The 1,255-nt window shown below is 61.0% G+C and carries 1 protein-coding gene; it reads left to right on the forward strand.

Features of this window, described 5'->3' with window-relative positions; translation table 11 throughout:
* Nucleotides 1–1,255: phage tail tape measure protein (locus tag IEX86_RS24650; RefSeq protein ID WP_188868779.1), on the forward strand; the 1,255-nt coding region annotated here is incomplete at both ends.

Consider the following 1,255-nt stretch of genomic DNA (forward strand, 5'->3'; position numbering starts at 1 on the left):
AGCGAAAGCCAGCTCAAGAGCAAGATCGAAGCCACCACCCAGGCCTACAAACGCCAGCAGGAACGGATGAAATCGGTCGCTGCGCAGCAGGAGCGGCTGGGCCAGATGAAGCAGTCCTATGAAAAGACCAAGGGCGTAGCCGGTTCAATGGCCGGATCCGGTGCCGGCATGCTGGCTGGTGGTAGCGGTATTCTCTATGCCGGCAGCAAGCTCCTGGCTCCAGGTCTGGACTTTGATGCCAGCATGAGCAGGGTTCAGGCGCTGACTCGCCTGGACAAGAACTCGGGCGAGTACAAGGCACTGCGCAAGCAATCCCGAGACCTGGGCGCGTCAACGCAATTCACTGCTGGCCAGGCCGCCGATGCGCAAGGGTATCTGGCCATGGCCGGCTTTAATCCCAAGGCCATTCAGGATGCCATGCCCGGTATGCTGGATCTCGCCAAAGCCGGTGGCTCGGAGCTGGCCGACACGGCTGATATCGCTTCCAACATCCTGACCGGCTTTAAGCTTCAGGCCAAGGATATGGGACAGGTGGGGGATGTCCTGGTAGGCACCTTTACCCGTTCCAATACCGACCTGCGGATGCTGGGCGAGACGATGAAATACGTCGCCCCGGTCGCTGCCTCGCTGAACCAGCCGCTGGAAGTGGTGGCTGCCATGGCCGGCAAGCTGGGTGATGCCGGTATTCAGGGCAGCATGGGCGGGACCGCCCTGCGCGGCATCCTCTCCCGTCTGGCCGCACCGTCCAAGGCCGCCTCCAAAGCACTCGACCAACTGGGCGTCAAAGCCAAGGATGCCAAGGGCAACCTGCGCTCGCTGCCGGATATCCTGGCCGACCTCAGCCAAAAGACCAAAGGTATGGGCAATGCCAAGGTCGCAGGGCTGTTCAAGGACATTGCCGGCGAGGAAGCCGTCAGCGGATTACAGGTGCTAGTCGAGCAGGCCGGTAAAGGCGAGCTGCAGGCGTTTATCAAAACGCTCAAGGCCTCCAGTGGCGAAGCTAGCAAAACGTCCAAAGTCATGGCCGACAACATGCGTGGCGACCTCGATGGGTTAAGCAGCGCCTGGGAAGACCTGGGCATTCAAATGGAAGAAGGCCAGGACGCCCCCTTACGAGGCTTCATTCAAAATCTCACGGGAGTGGTCGGCAAGATCAAGGCCTGGACTGTGGCCAACCCGGAGCTGACCAATAACCTGGTCAAGGGCGCAGCTGTGGTCGCCGCCATTACTGCCGGCATGGGCACCCTCACCCTGG

Origin of the sequence: Pseudomonas asuensis (assembly GCF_014646755.1) — a bacterium.
In the GTDB taxonomy this organism is placed as follows: Bacteria; Pseudomonadota; Gammaproteobacteria; order Pseudomonadales; family Pseudomonadaceae; genus Chryseomonas; species Chryseomonas asuensis.